We start from the raw sequence: 18557 nt of genomic DNA on the forward strand, positions 1-18557 counted from the left end.
CATGAGCACCGTCCCCAGCACCGCCACCGCCCCGCGCACCGCTCCGCCGCGTCGTTCGTTCGGCGCCTGGTTCGCCGACACCGGATGGCGTCACCTCGTCGCCATCGTGGTGAGCGCCTTCGCCCTCTTCCCGCTCCTGTACGTCGTGTCGGCCTCGCTCAACCCGAAGGGCACGCTCACCGGGTCGAACCAGCTCTTCTCGGCGATCGGGATCGACAGCTACGTGCGCATCCTCAGCGATCCGCAGAACCCGTACGGGACGTGGTTCCTGAACACGCTGCTCATCGCGGTCGTGACGGGCGCGGTCACCGTCTTCATCGGCGCCTGTGCGGCATATGCCTTCTCCCGCATGCGCTTCGCGGGCCGTCGCGTGGGGCTCGTCACCATCGTCGTGGTGCAGATGTTCCCGCAGCTCCTCGCGGTGGTCGCGATCTTCCTGCTGATGTCGACGCTGGGGGACTGGTTCCCGGCGATCGGCCTCAACACGCACACCGGCCTGATCCTCGTCTATCTCGGCGGCGCGCTTGGCGTGAACACCTACCTGATGTACGGCTTCTTCAACACGATCCCGAAGGAGATCGACGAGGCCGCCCGCATCGACGGCGCCGGGCACGCGCGGATCTTCTTCACGATCATCCTCCGCCTGGTCGCCCCGATCCTCGCGGTCGTCGGTCTGCTCTCCTTCATCGGCACGGTGAACGAGTACGTGATCGCCAGCGTCATGCTCGTCGACGTGGATCAGCAGACCCTCGTCGTCGGTCTGACCAAGCTCGTGGCGAACCCTCGCTACGCCGACTGGTCGGCCTTCTCCGCCGGCGCGGTCATGGCGGCGATCCCGGTGATGGTGCTCTTCCTCTTCCTGCAGAAGTACATCGTCGGCGGTCTCACCGCGGGGGCGACCAAGGGCTGATCGACGCATCGGGCAGCGCTAGCGTGCGTCACATGCTACCTTGTGAGGCATGACAGCGGACGCCGGGGCGCAGATGCGCAAGGGAGTGGTGGAGTACTGCGTGCTCGGCCTGCTCTCGCGCGAGCCCATGTACGGCTGGCAGCTGTCGGAGGCACTCACCGGCGCCGGGCTGATCGCCAGCATCGGCACCCTCTACCCGCTGCTCGGGCGGTTGCGGGACAACGGCTGGGTGACGACGTTCGACCGGCCGTCCGAGAGCGGTCCGGCGCGCAAGTACTACCGGCTCACGGATGCCGGTATCGATCAGCTCGCGCGCTTCCGGGCGCAGTGGGCGCCGTTCGCCCGTGCCGTCACGGGCATGGTGGGGGAAGGATGACCATGACCGAGAAGACCGCAGCCGAGCTGCGTGACGACTACCTGGCCCGGCTGGACGAGGCGATGCGCGGCCTCCCGCACGGTGTCGCGTCGGACATCCGCGGCGGGATCGCGGAGGAGCTCGACGGGCTCGACGCGGAGGCGACCGCGGAACGGATCGACAGGCTGGGGGATCCCCGAGGGATCGCCCGTGAAGCGGGGGACGAGGTGCCGACGGTGCCGCCCGTCGTGTTCCCTGCGCCCGCGCCCGCTCCGTCGGCACCTCGCACGCCGACGACGGCGACGCGGGGCTTCGCGATCGCGGCCGCGCTCACCCTGAGCTTCGGCGGGATCGTGGTGCCGGTCGTCGGCTGGTTCGTGGGCGCGGTGCTCGTGAGCCTCAGTGCGATGTGGCGGACCTGGGAGAAGGCGCTCGCGATCCTCGTGCCCTTCGCGGCCACGGGGCTGTCCTTCCTGATCACCTCGACCATGACGGGGTTCTCGACGGGGTCGGCCTCCGGCAGCTCGACCGACGGCGACGCGGTGTCGGACGTGGTGAACCCGCTCGTCCCGTCCTTCGGGGAGTGGCACCTGCTCCTGCTGCTGGGGTTCCTGCTGGTCCCGGCCTCCGGGCTCTGGCTGCTGTGGCGGATGCGCGGCCGCGGCGTCCGCTGACCGAGGCCGCCGCGTCGCGGCGTTGCTCACGGCCCGGGCGGGGGCGCGGGCCTACGGTGGGACCATGGCACGGGTGGGTGGTCGGAACCTCGGGATGAGCTGGTTCGCCGGCATCGTGTGCGCCGGGATCGTCGGCGCTCTGGTCTGGCTCTCACTGCCGATGCTCCCGATCCTCGCGCAGTTCGCCGGCGACGCGCTCCGCAGCACTTTCCCCTGAGCCGCGGAACCCGCGCGGCGACGCGTATGGCGACACGACGGCACGCCTCCGGAAGCGCCGGGACGCGCGGCGGTAATCTCGCACTGCACATCCCCGATGAGAGGCGCATCCCATGAGTGATCCCGAGGCTCGTCAGCCCGAGAAGTCGAACGACGTCGACGACGTCGTCGGCAGCGCGAACGCCGGTCTCGACGCCGCAGCGGCAGCCCGCGGAGATGTTCCCGGCGGCGCGGACGACGTCGACCGCTCGCGTGCCGAAGGCGCGACGCCGGCGTCTGCGGAGACGCCGGCCGACCAGGCCGCAGCGCGGCAGGAGCCCGCGGTCGACCCCGATCTCGCCGCGTTCGAGGCCGCCGAGCGGGAGCACCCCGGCACCTTCGCCTCCTCCGCACCGGCACCGAGCCGCACGGAGGGCGACCGTCCCGGCGCCGACCGCTTCGGTGACGAGCGACGCGACGCGACCCCCGAGACGTCGCTGTACGCGACGCCGGAGACCTCGCTGTACGACACCTCGGCCCCCCGCGCGCACGAGGAGTCGGCCATGGCAGGCGCCGCCTACGCCTCCCATGCCGACGACACCGACACCCGGATCGTGCCCTCCGAGCCGCTCACGAACGGTGCCGCTGCCGCCGCGCCGCAGCCTCAGCAGCCGCAGCCGATCTTCGTGCAGGCGCCGGAGCCGCCGCGCGAGCGCGGCAACCGCGGCACCGCCGGGGCCATCGGCCTGCTCGCCACCGTCGCCTTCGCGCTGCTCTACCTCGCGACCGTCCTCGGCCTCGGCGCTCTCGCCGGCGACGTGAACGGGGAGAACATCGGCGAGGCGCTCGTGGCCCCGCTGCTCACCTGGGGCTTCTGGACGCCGGTGGTCGTGTTCTTCCTCGGCTTCTGGCTCCTCGGAGCGATCATCAACCGTGGCCGCTGGGGCCTGTGGGTGGTGTTCGGCATCGTGGTCGGACTCATCGCCTACGCCGGACACATCCTGGGGCAGCTCTTCGAGGCGCCGTTCTGGAAGCTCACGGCGTCGCAGGGCCTCGAACTCGCGGGGGAGCAGCTGCTGGCACCGCTGGCGATCGCGGCCTTCGTGTTCGCCCGCGAGCTCACGATCTGGTTCGGCGCCTGGGTGGCCCGCAGCGGCGCCCGCAAGACCGAGCTGAACGAGGAGGCGCAGCGCGAGTACGAGCGCACCCTCGAGGCCGGTCCCACCCTGTCGAGGTAATCACGAACACCACCACGCCGAACCCCCGCGGGCCCGAGTCCGCGGGGGTTTCGGCTGTCCTCGCGGCAGTGATGGCCACCATCGCCTTCTTCGCCCTCGCCGTCTTCGGCCTGGGTGCGCTCAGCGTCGCCACCGACCGGGACATCATCGATGCACCGGGCCTCGGGCAGATCCCCGGGGTGTCCGGCATGGTCGCGGCGGTCGTGGTGTTCGCACTGGTCCTGTGGGCGACGGTGCGGCGGGGACACGCCTCCTTCGGCTCCGCTCCCGTGATCGCGCTGCTCACGGCCCTCGTGCACCTGGCCACCGTCTGGTTCGCCGTGCTCGTCGCGACGAGCGACGTGGTCGTGGCCACGGCCGTCGCCGGAGATCTCGTCCGCGGCGGCGCGAGTCTCGTGCTCCTCGCCGCGGCGGCGGTGGCCGCCTGGGGCGGGATCGCCCTGCGCCGCACGAAGTCGGCGCAGCCGCGATGGCCGTGGGAGCGCGACGAGGGGGAATGACACCCCGGAAATCCGCGCCGTGAGCGGCGACGCGCCGTACCCTGGTGGGGTGGAGCGCTCATTGGAGACGCAGGTCGACCAGGCCGTCGAGGCCTGGTTGCGCTGGGTGCCGCGCTGGGAGCCGGCGACGCACCGCGGCCGGACCGCGCCCTGCCGACGCTGTCTCGGCTCGCCCATCCTCGCCGCCGCGGGAATCGCCGGCACCACCCCGCACGGCGTCCAGCACGGCCTGTCGACGCGCATCAAGACGATCGTCGACCACGCGGTCGCCGAGTACACCGCGCGGAACCTCCCCACGCTGCAGCGGGAACTCGACCAGCAGGCCGCGCGCAACAGGGCACGCAGCTATCGACCGACGGAAGACCTCGACCCCGAGTTCGAGGGCATGCCGCTGGACCCGGAGCCGGTGCCCGGTGCCCCCTTCCTCTTCACGATCGCCGGCCTCGCCGACGACTCCGCGGCCGAGCTGCCACCGCTGCCTCCGCTCTCCGACGAGGCCAAGACGGCACTGCGACAGGAGGTCGCCCTCGCGGACGAGTACGCGAACCTCGTCGGCCGGGAGATCTGCGGGATCCTGCTCCGGCACCGCATCACGATCCAGGCGGCGGTGTCCCGGCACGTCGAGCCGCAGATCGAGGCGCTCCTCGCCGAGCTGACGGAGTCGCTGGACTCCCCGTTCGACCCCGACATCCCCTGACTCCGCGCGGGCCGGGCGAGGGCGGCCGTCATTTGACCGTCAGGTTACGCGGCATTACACTTGATCAGGTGTGTGCACGTCCTGACGTGCGCGCTGGGCGTCGGCACCTCGCCGGTCCGCCCCCACGGCATACCCACCACACCAAAAGCTCGCCGGTTCCGGCGTGCCGGTGGGTCATGATGTGAAACCCATCACGCTGTCACCGTGCAGCACTATGAGGAGAGAACGTGCCAACCATTCAGCAGTTGGTTCGCAAGGGTCGCTCGCCCAAGGTCTCGAAGACCAAGGCGCCCGCGCTCAAGTCGAACCCGCAGCAGGCCGGGGTCTGCACCCGCGTCTACACCACCACCCCGAAGAAGCCGAACTCGGCGATGCGCAAGGTCGCTCGTGTGAAGCTCCGCAACGGGACCGAGGTCACCGCGTACATCCCCGGTGAGGGCCACAACCTGCAGGAGCACTCCCTGGTGCTCGTCCGCGGCGGTCGTGTGAAGGACCTCCCCGGTGTGCGTTACAAGATCGTCCGTGGCGCTCTGGACACCCAGGCCGTCAAGAACCGTAAGCAGGCTCGTTCCCGCTACGGCGCGAAGAAGGGTTGAGTTAGATGCCTCGTAAGGGTCCCGCCCCCAAGCGCCCCGTCGTCAACGACCCGGTCTACGGCGCTCCGATCGTCACCTCGCTGGTGAACAAGATCCTCGTCGACGGCAAGAAGTCGCTGGCCGAGTCGATCGTCTACGGCGCCCTCCGCGGCGTCGAGGCGAAGAACGGCCAGGACGCCGTCGCCACCCTGAAGAAGGCGCTCGACAACGTGCGCCCCACGCTCGAGGTCCGCAGCCGCCGCGTCGGTGGCTCGACCTACCAGGTTCCGGTCGAGGTCAAGCCGCACCGCGCGAACACCCTCGCGCTGCGCTGGCTCGTGAGCTACGCCAAGGGTCGTCGTGAGAAGACGATGACCGAGCGTCTCCAGAACGAGATCCTGGACGCGTCGAACGGCCTCGGTGCCGCGGTCAAGCGCCGCGAGGACACCCACAAGATGGCCGAGTCGAACCGCGCGTTCGCTCACTACCGCTGGTAACCCCTTCGACGGGCTCAGGGACCCTTCCGCGTTCCTGGGCCCGTCGCACCCCCTCTTCGCAGTACACCTGCTGCTCCAATAGATAAGGACACTCCTGTGGCACAAGACGTGCTCACGGACCTGAGCAAGGTCCGCAACATCGGCATCATGGCGCACATCGATGCCGGCAAGACCACGACGACCGAGCGCATCCTGTTCTACACGGGCGTCAACCACAAGCTCGGCGAAACGCACGACGGTGCCTCGACCACCGACTGGATGGAGCAGGAGAAGGAGCGCGGCATCACGATCACGTCTGCCGCCGTGACCTGCTTCTGGAACAAGAACCAGATCAACATCATCGACACCCCCGGTCACGTGGACTTCACGGTCGAGGTGGAGCGCTCGCTCCGCGTCCTCGACGGCGCGGTCGCCGTGTTCGACGGCAAGGAGGGCGTCGAGCCCCAGTCCGAGACCGTGTGGCGTCAGGCCGACAAGTACAACGTCCCCCGCATCTGCTTCGTCAACAAGATGGACAAGCTCGGCGCGGACTTCTACTTCACGGTCGACACGATCATCAACCGCCTCGGCGCCAAGCCGCTGGTGCTGCAGCTCCCGATCGGTGCCGAGAACGACTTCGTCGGCGTCATCGACCTCATCGAGATGCGCGCCCTGGTGTGGCCCGGCGACGCCAAGGGTGACGTGACCATGGGTGCCTCCTACGAGGTGCAGGAGATCCCGGCCGACCTCAAGGACAAGGCCGAGGACTACCGCCAGCAGCTGCTGGAGACGGTCGCCGAGACCGACGAGGAGCTTCTCGAGAAGTTCTTCGGCGGCGAGGAGCTCACCGTCGCGGAGATCAAGGGCGCCATCCGCAAGATGGTCATCGCCAGCGAGATCTACCCGGTCCTCTGCGGCTCCGCCTTCAAGAACCGCGGTGTGCAGCCGATGCTGGACGCCGTCGTCGACTACCTCCCCTCCCCGCTGGACGTGCCCGCCATCGAGGCGCACGACCCGAAGGACGAGGAGAAGATCATCGAGCGTCACCCCGACGCGAAGGACCCGTTCGCGGCCCTGGCCTTCAAGGTCGCCGTGCACCCGTTCTTCGGCCGTCTGACGTACGTGCGCGTCTACTCGGGCGAGCTCGAGTCGGGCGCCCAGGTCATCAACTCGACCAAGGGCAAGAAGGAGCGCATCGGGAAGATCTTCCAGATGCACGCCAACAAGGAGAACCCGGTCGACAAGCTGACCGCCGGCAACATCTACGCCGTCATCGGCCTGAAGGACACCACCACCGGTGACACCCTCGCCGACATCGCGCAGCCGGTCGTCCTCGAGTCGATGACGTTCCCGGAGCCGGTGATCGAGGTCGCCATCGAGCCGAAGACCAAGGCCGACCAGGAGAAGCTGGGTCTCGCGATCCAGAAGCTCGCTGAGGAGGACCCGACCTTCCGCACGGAGCTCAACCCCGAGACCGGTCAGACGACCATCAAGGGCATGGGCGAGCTGCACCTCGACATCCTCGTGGACCGCATGAAGCGCGAGTTCCGCGTCGAGGCGAACGTCGGCAAGCCGCAGGTCGCGTACCGCGAGACGATCCGCAAGGCCGTCGAGAAGCACGACTACACGCACAAGAAGCAGACCGGTGGATCGGGCCAGTTCGCCAAGATCCAGTTCAACATCGAGCCGCTCGAGCTCGACGGCGAGAAGACGTACGAGTTCGTGAACGCGGTCACCGGTGGCCGCATCCCGCGCGAGTACATCGGCTCGATCGACGCCGGTTTCCAGGACGCCATGAACGTCGGTGTCCTCGCGGGCTACCCGATGGTGGGCGTCAAGGCGACCATCGTCGACGGTGCGGCGCACGACGTCGACTCCTCGGAGATGGCGTTCAAGATCGCGGGCTCCATGGGCTTCAAGGAGGCCGCTCGCCGTGCCAACCCCGTGCTGCTCGAGCCGCTGATGGCCGTCGAGGTCCGTACTCCGGAGGAGTACATGGGCGACGTCATCGGCGACCTGAACTCGCGTCGTGGCCAGATCCAGTCGATGGAGGACGCCGCCGGCGTCAAGGTCGTGCGCGCCGCGGTGCCGCTGTCCGAGATGTTCGGCTACATCGGCGACCTGCGCTCGAAGACCTCGGGCCGTGCCGTCTACTCCATGGAGTTCGACAGCTACGCCGAGGTCCCGCGCGCGGTGGCCGACGAGATCGTCCAGAAGGCCAAGGGCGAGTAACACTTCTGGGAACCCTGGGTCGCTGAGCCTGTCGAAGCACCCGGGGTTCCCAGGTCACCTACAACTTCACATTCCCTCTCTACTAAACTGAGAACCTAACCCGTAGAGAACCGGTCGCAAACCAGTGCCCGGCACCTCTACAACGACGTCCTGAGGAGGACCCAGTGGCTAAGGCCAAGTTCGAGCGGACCAAGCCGCACGTCAACATCGGAACGATCGGTCACGTCGACCACGGCAAGACCACGCTCTCCGCAGCGATCTCGAAGGTGCTTGCTGACAAGTACCCGTCCGACACGAACGTGCAGCGTGACTTCGCTTCCATCGACTCGGCGCCGGAAGAGCGCCAGCGCGGTATCACGATCAACATCTCGCACATCGAGTACGAGACCCCGAAGCGCCACTACGCCCACGTTGACGCCCCCGGCCACGCCGACTACGTCAAGAACATGATCACGGGTGCGGCGCAGATGGACGGCGCGATCCTCGTCGTCGCGGCCACCGACGGCCCGATGGCGCAGACGCGCGAGCACGTGCTGCTCGCCAAGCAGGTCGGCGTCCCCTACCTGCTCGTCGCGCTGAACAAGTCCGACGCGGTCGACGACGAGGAGATCCTGGAGCTCGTCGAGCTCGAGGTCCGCGAGCTGCTCTCGAGCCAGGGCTTCGACGGCGACAACGCTCCCGTCGTCCGTGTCTCCGCTCTCAAGGCTCTCGAGGGCGACGAGAAGTGGGTCGACGCGATCCTCGAGCTCATGCAGGCTGTCGACGACAGTGTGCCGGACCCGGAGCGTGACCGTGACAAGCCGTTCCTCATGCCCGTCGAGGACGTCTTCACGATCACCGGTCGTGGCACCGTCGTCACGGGTCGCGCCGAGCGTGGCACCCTGGCCATCAACTCCGAGGTCGAGATCGTGGGTCTGCGCCCGACGCAGAAGACGACCGTCACCGGTATCGAGATGTTCCACAAGCAGCTCGACGAGGCCTGGGCCGGCGAGAACTGTGGTCTGCTCCTCCGCGGCACCAAGCGCGAGGACGTGGAGCGCGGCCAGGTCATCGTGAAGCCGGGTTCGGTCACGCCGCACACCGACTTCGAGGGCACGGCCTACATCCTGTCCAAGGACGAGGGTGGCCGCCACAACCCCTTCTACACGAACTACCGTCCGCAGTTCTACTTCCGCACCACGGACGTCACCGGCGTCATCACGCTGCCCGAGGGCACCGAGATGGTCATGCCCGGCGACACCACCGACATGACGGTCGAGCTGATCCAGCCGATCGCCATGGAGGAGGGCCTCGGCTTCGCCATCCGTGAGGGTGGTCGTACGGTCGGCGCCGGTACGGTGACGAAGATCATCAAGTAAGCATCTGCTTCCTCGCAAAGGGGTCGAGCCTTCGGGCTCGACCCCTTTGTCGTTTTCCGGATCGAGGGTTCCGTCGCCCGGTTCTGCCCGGCACAATGAGGTGTCCGGCGCGATCGTCGGAAGCACACACCTCCGAAGGGGATTCACATGGGTATCGAGGACGCCGTCAACAAGGGCAAGGACCTGTACGAGCAGAACAAGGACAAGCTCGCCGAAGCCGTCAAGAGCGAGCAGGCCGAAGACATCAGCGACAAGGTGCTCGACGGCGTCGCCGACTTCGCGAAGAAGATCGCACCGGGCGCGGCGGACAAGATCGACGAGATCCGCGACAGCGCGGACAAGAGCATCGGCAACGAGTAGAGCCGGACGTCTCCGCGGAAGAGCGGCGGCCCCCGAGACCGGGGCCGCCGCTCTTCCGCGTCCGGGGGAATGCCGGTGCACAGCGCCCTCGGATGTGGCGCATTCGCGGATACATCGAGTAGGATCATGTCGACCGCCTGGGGATCTTGCGGTCGGGGACGCCGAAGGGGTTCGGCTCCCGAATCACGCGGTTCGTCCGCGTTGGAAATCTGGGGAAAACGATTTTGGGGATCATCGTGCGACGCGCGCACTCCGTGCGCCTGAGCGTCTCCCCGCCTGCGCGGCGGGTCTTCCGCCGTGCCCTCGGTCGAGGCGTCCGGCGTCCCTTCACGCTGGATTCCTCGCGTTCGGTGTGCCCCCTCGCACTGAACGCCCTCCCCAAGCGGGGCGAGGCATGGGGATGCCTCGCCCCGCGCTCCTCCGCGGGCTGAACGCTCGCGGAGGAGGGGGTCCCTGAGAGTCCGGTGAGCGCGACACGCCCGGGTTTGCAGAAGTGAAATCCGCCGTGGCAGAATAGACAGGTTCGATATTCCGTCGCCGCTGTGCGTGCGCCGGATCACTGCCAGGGCAGTGCATAGACGGCGCCTCCTCCGGGAGGCCGCAGGGTTCTAGGCCGCGGGCAGCAGAACACAATCCCGACACCTTCATCATCGAGGGCACTGCCGTGCGCGGCGGGGGTCGGGCATCCGTCACCTCCGGGTGTGCGGCTGACAGCAGAACAGTGGTGCAGCCTCTTCGACAGGCTCCCGACCGCGAGGTCGAGGGCCCGAGAAGAACGAGTGCCGAGGCGCGAACAGCGCCGACGTGCGTCCAATGCCCCAGGGCCACCCGGTCCCGGACGGTAAGACGCTTAAAGAGAGAGAGCAGACAATGGCGGGACAGAAGATCCGCATTCGCCTGAAGTCGTATGACCACGAGGTCATCGACACGTCCGCACGCAAGATCGTCGACACCGTGACCCGTGCGGGCGCGACCGTCGTCGGACCCGTGCCCCTTCCGACCGAGAAGAACGTCGTGTGCGTCATCCGGTCGCCCCACAAGTACAAGGACAGCCGCGAGCACTTCGAGATGCGCACCCACAAGCGCCTGATCGACATCGTCGACCCGACGCCCAAGGCCGTCGACTCGCTGATGCGTCTCGACCTGCCGGCCGACGTCAACATCGAGATCAAGCTCTGAGGTTCGACATGGCTGACATCAACTCCAAGGTTTCCAAGGGCATGCTCGGCACCAAGCTCGGCATGACCCAGGTCTGGAACGAGAACGGCAAGCTCGTTCCCGTCACCGTCATCGAGCTCGCGCCGAACGTGGTCACCCAGATCCGTACCCCCGAGAAGGACGGCTACAACGCCGTGCAGATCGCGTACGGCCAGATCGACCCGCGCAAGGTGAACAAGCCCCTCTCGGCTCACTTCGAGGCTGCCGGCGTCACGCCGCGTCGCCACGTGACCGAGGTCCGCACGGCCGACGCCGCCGACTACACCCTGGGCCAGGAGCTCACGGTGGACGGCACGTTCGAGGCCGGCCAGCTCGTCGACGTCGTCGGCACGAGCAAGGGCAAGGGCACCGCCGGTGTCATGAAGCGCCACAACTTCAAGGGCGTCTCGGCATCGCACGGTGCGCACCGCAACCACCGCAAGCCCGGCTCCATCGGCGCATCGTCGACCCCGAGCCGCGTCTTCAAGGGCATGCGCATGGCCGGCCGTATGGGTGGCGAGCGCGTGACCGTCCTCAACCTCACGGTGCACGCCATCGACATCGAGAAGGGACTCATGCTCGTCAAGGGCGCCGTCCCCGGTGCTCGCGGCCGCATCGTCTACGTCCGCAACGCAGTGAAGGGTGCCTGATCATGGCTGACTCCACTCTCGCGCTCGACGTCCTCAAGGCAGACGGCAAGAAGGCAGGCTCCGTCGAGCTTCCCGCCGCGCTGTTCGACGTCAAGACGAACATCCCGCTCATCCACCAGGTCGTCGTCGCGCAGCTCGCGGCGGCTCGCCAGGGCACGCACTCGACCAAGCGTCGTGGCGAGGTCTCGGGTGCCGGCCGCAAGCCCTTCAAGCAGAAGGGCACGGGTAACGCCCGCCAGGGCTCGATCCGCGCGCCGCACATGACCGGCGGTGGCATCGTGCACGGCCCGAAGCCGCGCGACTACTCGCAGCGCACCCCCAAGAAGATGATCGCGGCCGCCCTGCTGGGCGCGCTCAGCGACCGCTTCCGCGGTGACCGTCTGCACGCGATCGACACCTTCGGCACCGACGGCGCGCCGTCGACCAAGGCCGCCGCGGGCTTCCTCGCCCAGGTCGCCACGTCGAAGAACGTCCTCGTGGTCATCGAGCGCGGCGACGAGCTCGCGCTCAAGAGCATCCGCAACCTCGGCCACGTCCACGTGCTGACGTTCGACCAGCTCAACGCCTACGACGTGCTCGTCTCCGACGACATCGTCTTCACCCAGGCCGCGCTCGAGGGCTTCATCGCCTCCAAGTCCGGCGCCAACCAGGAGGTCTCCGCATGAGCGAGCAGGCATCTGTTCTCCAGACGGCCCTGAACAAGGACCCGCGCGACATCATCCTGAAGCCGGTCGTGTCCGAGAAGAGCTACGGCCTGATCGACGAGGGCAAGTACACCTTCCTCGTCGACCCGCGCGCTTCGAAGACCGAGATCAAGCTCGCCATCGAGAAGATCTTCGGCGTCAAGGTCGCGTCCGTCAACACGATCAACCGCGTCGGCAAGGCCCGTCGCACCCGCTTCGGCACCGGTAAGCGCAAGGACACCAAGCGCGCCATCGTGAGCCTGAAGTCGGGCACCATCGACATCTTCACGGCAATCGGCTGATCCGGGGGATAAGGACAATCATGGCTATTCGCAAGTACAAGCCCACGACCCCGGGCCGTCGCGGCTCGTCGGTGGCTGACTTCGCCGAGATCACCCGATCGACGCCGGAGAAGTCGCTGCTGCGCCCGATCTCGAAGACCGGTGGTCGCAACAACCAGGGCCGCATCACGACCCGTCACATCGGTGGTGGCCACAAGCGCCAGTACCGCGTCATCGACTTCCGTCGCAATGACAAGGACGGCGTGAACGCCAAGGTCGCGCACATCGAGTACGACCCCAACCGCACCGCGCGCATCGCGCTGCTGCACTACTTCGACGGCGAGAAGCGCTACATCCTCGCGCCGGCGAAGTTGAAGCAGGGCGACATCGTCGAGTCGGGCCCCGCGGCGGACATCAAGCCGGGAAACAACCTCCCGCTGAAGAACATCCCCACGGGTACCGTCATCCACGCCATCGAGCTCCGCCCCGGCGGCGGCGCGAAGATGGCGCGCTCGGCCGGTGCGTCGGTCCGCCTCGTCGCCAAGGACGGCCCTTACGCCCAGCTGCGTCTGCCCTCCGGTGAGATCCGCAACGTCGATGCGCGCTGCCGCGCGACCATCGGCGAGGTCGGCAACGCCGAGCAGTCGAACATCAACTGGGGCAAGGCCGGCCGCATGCGCTGGAAGGGCGTCCGCCCGACCGTCCGCGGTGTCGCGATGAACCCGGTCGACCACCCGCACGGTGGTGGTGAGGGCAAGACGTCCGGTGGACGTCACCCCGTCTCCCCGTGGGGTCAGGCCGAGGGCCGCACCCGCCACGCCAACAAGGAAAGCGACAAGTACATCGTGCGTCGTCGCAACGCCGGCAAGAAGCGCAAGTAGGAGTAAGAGAAGATGCCTCGCAGTCTCAAGAAGGGCCCCTTCGTCGACGAGCACCTGCTTCGCAAGGTGGTCGTGCAGAACGAAGCCGGCACGAAGAACGTCATCAAGACCTGGTCCCGCCGGTCCATGATCATCCCGGCCATGCTGGGTCACACGATCGCGGTCCACGACGGTCGCAAGCACATCCCCGTGTTTGTCTCCGAGACCATGGTCGGTCACAAGCTGGGCGAGTTCGCGCCCACCCGCACCTTCCGCGGCCACGAGAAGGACGACAAGAAGGGCCGTCGCCGCTGACGCGGCGGCGATAGAGGAGAGAGAAATGGTGGAGTCCATCGCACGCGTGCGACACATCCGCGTGACCCCTCAGAAGGCTCGTCGTGTCGTCGCGCTCATCAAGGGCAAGCAGGCCCAGGAGGCTCTGGCGATCCTGAAGTTCGCTCAGCAGTCCGCCAGTGAGCCGATCTACAAGCTTGTCGCGTCGGCCATGGCCAACGCGCAGGTCAAGGCGGATCGTGACGGCGAGTACCTCGACGAGCAGGACCTGTACGTGAAGAACGCGTACGTGGACGAGGGCACGACGCTCAAGCGTTTCCAGCCCCGTGCACAGGGTCGCGCTTTCCAGATCAAGAAGCGCACGAGCCACATCACGGTCGTGCTCTCGACGCCGGAGGCGGCCCCTGCCGCGGCCGGTGACAGCAACAAGAAGGCGAGCAAGTAATGGGACAGAAGGTCAACCCGTACGGCTTCCGCCTCGGCATCACCACGGACCACGTGTCGCGCTGGTTCTCCGACTCGACGAAGCCGGGTCAGCGTTACGCCGACTACGTGGCCGAGGACATCAAGATCCGTCGCCTGCTGCAGACGCAGCTCGACCGTGCCGGCGTCTCGAACATCGAGATCGAGCGCACCCGTGACCGCGTCCGCGTCGACATCCACACCGCCCGCCCGGGCATCGTGATCGGTCGTCGTGGTGCAGAGGCCGAGCGCATCCGCGGCGACCTCGAGAAGCTCACGGGCAAGCAGATCCAGCTGAACATCCTCGAGGTCAAGAACCCCGAGGCCGACGCTCAGCTGGTCGCCCAGGGCATCGCCGAGCAGCTCTCGGCTCGCGTGGCGTTCCGTCGCGCGATGCGCAAGGGTCTGCAGGGCGCGCAGCGCGCCGGAGCCAAGGGCATCCGCATCCAGGTCTCGGGCCGTCTCGGCGGCGCCGAGATGAGCCGGTCGGAGTTCTACCGCGAGGGTCGTGTGCCGCTGCACACGCTGCGCGCGAACATCGACTATGGCTTCTACGAGGCCAAGACCACCTTCGGCCGCATCGGCGTGAAGGTGTGGATCTACAAGGGCGACCTCACCGCCAAGGAGCTCGCGCGCGAGCAGGCCAACGCGCCGAAGTCGCGCCGTGACGACCGTGGTGACCGCCGCCGTGCCCCGCGCAACGAGGCACCTGTTGCAGAAGGAGCGTCGGCATAATGCTCATCCCCCGTAAGGTCAAGTACCGCAAGCAGCACCACCCGGGGCGCTCGGGTCAGGCCACCGGCGGCACGAAGGTCTCCTTCGGCGAGTTCGGCATCCAGGCCCTCACCCCCGCGTACGTGACGAACCGTCAGATCGAGTCCGCTCGTATCGCGATGACCCGTCACATCAAGCGTGGCGGCAAGGTGTGGATCAACATCTACCCGGACCGTCCGCTCACGAAGAAGCCGGCCGAGACCCGCATGGGTTCCGGTAAGGGTTCCCCCGAGTGGTGGGTCGCCAACGTCAAGCCGGGCCGCGTCCTCTTCGAGGTCGCGGGTGTCGACGAGCAGCTCGCTCGCGAGGCACTGACCCGTGCAATCCACAAGCTGCCGCTCAAGGCACGCATCATCAAGCGCGAGGAGGGCGACGCGTAATGGCGATCGGCACCAAGGAGCTCGCTCCGGCAGAGCTCGACACGTTCGAAGACCAGCGCCTCGTTGAGGAGCTGCGCAAGGCCAAGGAGGAGCTGTTCAACCTCCGTTTCCAGTCGGCCACCGGCCAGCTGGAGAGCCACGGCCGCATCCGCGCCGTCAAGCGCGACATCGCGCGCCTCTACACGGTGATCCGCGAGCGCGAGCTGGGCATCCGTGCGACGCCCGCTCCGGTCGAGGCTCCCGCGAAGAAGGCGACCAAGTCGAAGGCGAAGAAGGCGGACGCCGCCGAGGACGCCCCGAAGGAAGAGGCTGAGTGATGGCCACCAAGAAGGAAGCCGCCGTCGAGGCTGAGCACGCCGCTCACGACGTGCGCGACGCCGACGCCCGCGGGTACCGCAAGGCCCGTCGTGGCTATGTCGTCAGCGACAAGATGGACAAGACGATCGTCGTCGAGGTCGAGGACCGCGTGAAGCACCCGCTTTACGGCAAGGTCATCCGCCGGACGTCGAAGGTCAAGGCGCACGATGAGGCGAACTCCGCCGGCATCGGCGACCTGGTCCTGATCAACGAGACCCGCCCGCTGAGCGCCACCAAGCGCTGGCGTCTGGTGGAGATTCTGGAGAAGGCCAAGTGATTCAGCAGGAGTCCCGTCTCAAGGTCGCCGACAACACCGGCGCCAAGGAGCTGCTCACGATCCGCGTCCTCGGTGGCTCGCGCCGCCGGTACGCCGGTCTGGGCGACACCATCGTCGCGACCGTCAAGGACGCGATCCCCGGTGGCAACGTCAAGAAGGGCGACGTCGTCAAGGCGGTCATCGTCCGCACCAAGAAGGAGACCCGTCGTCCCGACGGCTCCTACATCAAGTTCGACGAGAACGCCGCCGTCATCCTGAAGAACGACGGGGAGCCCCGCGGCACCCGTATCTTCGGGCCGGTCGGCCGTGAGCTTCGCGACAAGAAGTTCATGAAGATCGTCTCGCTGGCACCGGAGGTCATCTGATCATGGCGAAGATCAAGAAGGGCGACCTGGTTCAGGTCATCTCGGGCGCCAAGCCCGAGCGTGGTGGCGACCGCGGCAAGCAGGGCAAGGTCCTCGACGTCCTCGTCGAGCAGAACCGTGTCGTCGTCGAAGGCGTCAACTACGTCACTAAGCACACGCGCGTCGGTCAGACGCAGCGTGGCACGAAGACGGGTGGCCTCGAGACCGTCGAGGCGCCCATCCACATCTCGAACGTCGCACTCGTCGACCCCTCGACCAAGAAGCCGACCAAGGTCGGCCACCGGGTCGAGGAGCAGACCAAGGACGGCGTGAAGCGCACCGTCCGCGTGCGCTTCGCGAAGAAGAGCGGTAAGGACCTCTGATGGCAACGACCGACGCTGCGGTGGCTGGCAAGATCCAGCCCCGCCTGAAGGCGAAGTACAACGCCGAGATCAAGAAGGCTCTGCAGGACGAGTTCGGCTACGAGAACGTCATGCAGATCCCCGGCCTGGTCAAGGTCGTCGTGAACACCGGTGTCGGCGAGGCTGCTCGCGACAGCAAGGTGATCGATGGTGCGGTCGACGACCTCACCAAGATCACCGGCCAGAAGCCGATCGTCACCAAGGCCCGCAAGTCCATCGCGCAGTTCAAGCTGCGTGAGGGCCAGGCCATCGGCGCGCACGTCACCCTCCGTGGCGACCGTGCGTGGGAGTTCGTGGACCGCCTGGTCTCGCTCGCGCTGCCCCGCATCCGCGACTTCCGCGGTCTGTCGGCCAAGCAGTTCGACGGCAACGGCAACTACACCTTCGGTCTCCAGGAGCAGAGCGTGTTCCACGAGATCGATCAGGACAAGATCGACCGCGTCCGTGGTTTCGACATCACCGTCGTGACCTCGGCGAAGACGGACGACGAGGGTCGGGCGCTGCTCCGTCACCTCGGCTTCCCGTTCCGCGCGGACGACGCCCAGGCGTGACCCTTCGACGGGCTCAGTGGTCTCGTGTCACTGAGCCCGTCGATGTGCACGTACAATTGAAGATTGCGTGCTCATCGCAGGCCGTCTGTCGTGTAACGGCAGCCGGAACCTCATGAACGAAAGTAGACAACAATGACAATGACAGACCCGGTCGCAGACATGCTGACCCGTCTGCGCAACGCGAACTCGGCGCACCACGACACCGTGACGCTGCCGTCGAGCAAGCTCAAGACGCACATCGCAGAGATCCTCCAGCAGGAGGGCTACATCGCCGGTTGGGAGACCTCCGACGCGCGCGTGGGCAAGAACCTCACGCTGACGCTGAAGTACGGCCCGAACCGCGAGCGCTCGATCGCGGGCATCAAGCGCGTGTCGAAGCCCGGCCTCCGCGTGTACGCGAAGTCGACCGAGATCCCCACGGTCCTCGGCGGCCTCGGCGTGGCCATCCTGTCCACCTCCTCCGGTCTCCTCACGGACCGCCAGGCTGAGCAGAAGGGCGTGGGCGGAGAAGTTCTCGCCTACGTGTGGTAATCCGAAATGTCGCGTATTGGACGACTTCCCATCGACGTTCCCGCGGGCGTGACCGTTTCGGTCGACGGCCGTGAGGTCGCGGTGAAGGGCCCCAAGGGTGAGCTCACCCTCACGGTGGCCAGCCCCATCGAGGTGTCGGTCGAGGAGAACCAGGTTCTCGTCACCCGCCCCGACGACGAGCGCGAGTCCCGGTCGCTTCACGGCCTGACCCGCACGCTCATCAACAACAACATCATCGGCGTGACCCAGGGCTACACCAAGGGTCTCGAGGTCGTCGGCACCGGTTACCGCGTGCAGCAGAAGGGCAACTCGGTCGAGTTCGCCCTCGGCTTCTCGCACCCGGTCCTGGTCGACCCGCCCGCCGGCATCACGCTCACGGTCGAGGGCACGAACAAGCTCACCGTCAGCGGGATCGACAAGCAGGCCGTCGGTGAGGCGGCTGCGAACATCCGCAAGATCCGCAAGCCCGAGCCGTACAAGGGCAAGGGTGTGCGCTACGCCGGCGAGGTCGTGCGTCGCAAGGCCGGAAAGGCTGGTAAGTAACCATGGCTGTGAAGTCGAAGTCCGACGCCCGCGCGCGTCGTCACGCCCGTCTTCGCAAGAAGATCGTGGGCACCGAGGTGCGTCCGCGCCTCGTCGTCAACCGTTCGGCGCGTCACGTCTTCGTGCAGCTCGTCGACGACAGCAAGGGCCACACGGTCGCCTCGGCCTCGACGCTCGAGACCGACCTGCGTTCGCTGGATGGCGACAAGACCGCCAAGGCTCGCAAGGTCGGCGAGCTCCTCGCCGAGCGTGCGAAGGCCGCAGGCGTTTCCGAGGCAGTGTTCGACCGTGGCGGCAACCGCTACGCGGGTCGTGTCGCCGCCATCGCCGACGGCGCCCGTGAAGGGGGTCTGGCACTGTGAGTGACAACAAGGAGAACGA

Annotated in this window: 29 protein-coding genes; all 29 read left to right on the forward strand. The window is 67.3% G+C overall.

Features of this window, described 5'->3' with window-relative positions:
- Position 1: 1 nt before the first annotated feature.
- The 29 genes from D8M34_RS04570 to rplR all read left to right on the forward strand — a co-directional run bounded on the left by D8M34_RS04570 (position 2) and on the right by rplR (position 18538).
- On the forward strand, positions 2-910 hold the full coding sequence (locus tag D8M34_RS04570) for a sugar ABC transporter permease (protein ID WP_062765238.1): 909 nt from the start codon (positions 2-4) through the stop codon (positions 908-910).
- A 49-nt stretch (positions 911-959) separates the two neighbouring features.
- Positions 960-1286 carry a PadR family transcriptional regulator gene (locus tag D8M34_RS04575; protein WP_062765234.1) on the forward strand — a complete coding sequence of 109 codons (327 nt, stop codon included), beginning with the start codon at positions 960-962 and terminating at the stop codon, positions 1284-1286.
- Between the two features lie 2 nt (positions 1287-1288).
- A complete protein-coding gene (locus tag D8M34_RS04580; RefSeq protein WP_085606386.1) occupies positions 1289-1939 on the forward strand; it encodes an HAAS signaling domain-containing protein in 651 nt (216 codons plus the stop codon).
- Between the two features lie 64 nt (positions 1940-2003).
- Positions 2004-2156 carry a hypothetical protein gene (locus tag D8M34_RS19245; RefSeq protein ID WP_164498161.1) on the forward strand — a complete coding sequence of 51 codons (153 nt, stop codon included), beginning with the start codon at positions 2004-2006 and terminating at the stop codon, positions 2154-2156.
- Between the two features lie 112 nt (positions 2157-2268).
- Entirely contained in the window at positions 2269-3372 is a 1104-nt protein-coding gene (locus D8M34_RS04585; protein ID WP_126893295.1) for an ABC transporter, read from the forward strand.
- 71 nt (positions 3373-3443) lie between these two features.
- On the forward strand, positions 3444-3872 hold the full coding sequence (locus D8M34_RS04590) for a hypothetical protein (protein WP_238695598.1): 429 nt from the start codon (positions 3444-3446) through the stop codon (positions 3870-3872).
- Between the two features lie 49 nt (positions 3873-3921).
- Positions 3922-4569 carry a hypothetical protein gene (locus tag D8M34_RS04595; RefSeq protein ID WP_062765222.1) on the forward strand — a complete coding sequence of 216 codons (648 nt, stop codon included), beginning with the start codon at positions 3922-3924 and terminating at the stop codon, positions 4567-4569.
- 227 nt (positions 4570-4796) lie between these two features.
- A complete protein-coding gene (gene rpsL, locus D8M34_RS04600; RefSeq protein WP_013584051.1) occupies positions 4797-5165 on the forward strand; it encodes a 30S ribosomal protein S12 in 369 nt (122 codons plus the stop codon).
- Positions 5166-5170: 5 nt separating this feature from the next.
- Complete coding sequence (gene rpsG / locus D8M34_RS04605; protein ID WP_017201608.1) at positions 5171-5641, forward strand: 30S ribosomal protein S7; 471 nt, start codon at positions 5171-5173, stop codon at positions 5639-5641.
- A gap of 96 nt (positions 5642-5737) precedes the next feature.
- Positions 5738-7852, forward strand: a complete 2115-nt coding sequence (gene fusA / locus D8M34_RS04610; protein WP_062632877.1) for an elongation factor G — start codon at positions 5738-5740, stop codon at positions 7850-7852.
- Between the two features lie 164 nt (positions 7853-8016).
- Positions 8017-9210 (forward strand): elongation factor Tu, encoded by a 1194-nt coding sequence (gene tuf, locus D8M34_RS04615; protein ID WP_062632876.1) that lies wholly within the window; start codon positions 8017-8019, stop codon positions 9208-9210.
- Between the two features lie 147 nt (positions 9211-9357).
- Complete coding sequence (locus D8M34_RS04620; protein ID WP_062765219.1) at positions 9358-9570, forward strand: hypothetical protein; 213 nt, start codon at positions 9358-9360, stop codon at positions 9568-9570.
- Between the two features lie 870 nt (positions 9571-10440).
- Positions 10441-10749, forward strand: a complete 309-nt coding sequence (rpsJ, locus tag D8M34_RS04625) for a 30S ribosomal protein S10 (protein WP_017201594.1) — start codon at positions 10441-10443, stop codon at positions 10747-10749.
- Positions 10750-10757: 8 nt separating this feature from the next.
- Positions 10758-11417 carry a 50S ribosomal protein L3 gene (gene rplC / locus D8M34_RS04630; RefSeq protein ID WP_062632874.1) on the forward strand — a complete coding sequence of 220 codons (660 nt, stop codon included), beginning with the start codon at positions 10758-10760 and terminating at the stop codon, positions 11415-11417.
- Between the two features lie 2 nt (positions 11418-11419).
- A complete protein-coding gene (rplD, locus tag D8M34_RS04635) occupies positions 11420-12082 on the forward strand; it encodes a 50S ribosomal protein L4 (protein WP_025102407.1) in 663 nt (220 codons plus the stop codon).
- Entirely contained in the window at positions 12079-12402 is a 324-nt protein-coding gene (gene rplW / locus D8M34_RS04640) for a 50S ribosomal protein L23 (RefSeq protein WP_025102406.1), read from the forward strand. The genes rplD and rplW overlap by 4 nt, the downstream gene beginning before the upstream one ends.
- Positions 12403-12422: 20 nt before the next feature.
- Complete coding sequence (rplB, locus tag D8M34_RS04645) at positions 12423-13262, forward strand: 50S ribosomal protein L2 (protein ID WP_025102405.1); 840 nt, start codon at positions 12423-12425, stop codon at positions 13260-13262.
- A gap of 12 nt (positions 13263-13274) precedes the next feature.
- The gene (gene rpsS / locus D8M34_RS04650) at positions 13275-13556 is read left to right on the forward strand and encodes a 30S ribosomal protein S19 (protein ID WP_017201589.1); all 282 of its coding nucleotides are present in this window, start codon (positions 13275-13277) and stop codon (positions 13554-13556) included.
- 25 nt (positions 13557-13581) lie between these two features.
- Positions 13582-13980 carry a 50S ribosomal protein L22 gene (gene rplV, locus D8M34_RS04655; protein WP_025102404.1) on the forward strand — a complete coding sequence of 133 codons (399 nt, stop codon included), beginning with the start codon at positions 13582-13584 and terminating at the stop codon, positions 13978-13980.
- On the forward strand, positions 13980-14732 hold the full coding sequence (gene rpsC / locus D8M34_RS04660) for a 30S ribosomal protein S3 (protein ID WP_025102403.1): 753 nt from the start codon (positions 13980-13982) through the stop codon (positions 14730-14732). The genes rplV and rpsC overlap by 1 nt, the downstream gene beginning before the upstream one ends.
- Positions 14732-15151, forward strand: coding sequence for a 50S ribosomal protein L16 (gene rplP, locus D8M34_RS04665; RefSeq protein WP_025102402.1), 420 nt, complete (start codon positions 14732-14734; stop codon positions 15149-15151). Before rpsC ends, rplP begins: the two co-directional genes overlap by 1 nt.
- Positions 15151-15468 carry a 50S ribosomal protein L29 gene (gene rpmC / locus D8M34_RS19730; protein ID WP_025102401.1) on the forward strand — a complete coding sequence of 106 codons (318 nt, stop codon included), beginning with the start codon at positions 15151-15153 and terminating at the stop codon, positions 15466-15468. The genes rplP and rpmC overlap by 1 nt, the downstream gene beginning before the upstream one ends.
- Entirely contained in the window at positions 15468-15785 is a 318-nt protein-coding gene (rpsQ, locus tag D8M34_RS04675; RefSeq protein ID WP_025102400.1) for a 30S ribosomal protein S17, read from the forward strand. Before rpmC ends, rpsQ begins: the two co-directional genes overlap by 1 nt.
- Complete coding sequence (gene rplN, locus D8M34_RS04680) at positions 15782-16150, forward strand: 50S ribosomal protein L14 (protein WP_025102399.1); 369 nt, start codon at positions 15782-15784, stop codon at positions 16148-16150. Before rpsQ ends, rplN begins: the two co-directional genes overlap by 4 nt.
- Before the next feature lie 2 nt (positions 16151-16152).
- Positions 16153-16512, forward strand: coding sequence for a 50S ribosomal protein L24 (gene rplX, locus D8M34_RS04685; RefSeq protein ID WP_025102398.1), 360 nt, complete (start codon positions 16153-16155; stop codon positions 16510-16512).
- A complete protein-coding gene (rplE, locus tag D8M34_RS04690) occupies positions 16512-17102 on the forward strand; it encodes a 50S ribosomal protein L5 (RefSeq protein WP_025102397.1) in 591 nt (196 codons plus the stop codon). The genes rplX and rplE overlap by 1 nt, the downstream gene beginning before the upstream one ends.
- 132 nt (positions 17103-17234) lie before the next feature.
- Complete coding sequence (rpsH, locus tag D8M34_RS04695; RefSeq protein ID WP_025102396.1) at positions 17235-17633, forward strand: 30S ribosomal protein S8; 399 nt, start codon at positions 17235-17237, stop codon at positions 17631-17633.
- 6 nt (positions 17634-17639) lie between these two features.
- The gene (gene rplF / locus D8M34_RS04700; protein ID WP_025102395.1) at positions 17640-18176 is read left to right on the forward strand and encodes a 50S ribosomal protein L6; all 537 of its coding nucleotides are present in this window, start codon (positions 17640-17642) and stop codon (positions 18174-18176) included.
- A gap of 2 nt (positions 18177-18178) precedes the next feature.
- Positions 18179-18538 carry a 50S ribosomal protein L18 gene (rplR, locus tag D8M34_RS04705; protein WP_025102394.1) on the forward strand — a complete coding sequence of 120 codons (360 nt, stop codon included), beginning with the start codon at positions 18179-18181 and terminating at the stop codon, positions 18536-18538.
- Positions 18539-18557: the final 19 nt, after the last annotated feature.

This window comes from Microbacterium sp. HSID17254, from assembly GCF_003989315.1.
In the GTDB taxonomy this organism is placed as follows: domain Bacteria; phylum Actinomycetota; class Actinomycetes; order Actinomycetales; family Microbacteriaceae; genus Microbacterium.